Here is a 201-nt window from a genome sequence, read left to right as displayed (position 1 = left end):
CCCACTGATCCCGAACGACGACACCCCCGCCCGACGCACCCCCTCCCCCCGCTCCCACACCCGCGCCGACGTCAACAGCTCAACAGCACCCTCCGACCAATCCACCTGCGACGACGGCACATCAACGTTCAACGTCTTCGGCATCACCCCATGCCGCATCGCCTCAACCACCTTGATGACCCCCGCCACCCCAGCAGCCGC

General features: G+C 67.7%; 1 pseudogene. It reads right to left on the bottom strand.

Features of this window, described 5'->3' with window-relative positions:
* Window positions 1–189 (bottom strand): annotated as a pseudogene (locus tag ACLQ2R_RS39795) (polyketide synthase); the annotation flags it as partial.
* Between the last annotated feature and the right edge of the window lie 12 nt (window positions 190–201).

The sequence above is a fragment of the Streptosporangium sp. DT93 genome, assembly GCF_049844535.1.
Lineage (GTDB): Bacteria > Actinomycetota > Actinomycetes > Streptosporangiales > Streptosporangiaceae > Streptosporangium.
The sequence above is the reverse complement of the archived record's forward strand: the minus strand, read 5'-3'. Positions and strand labels throughout refer to the sequence as shown.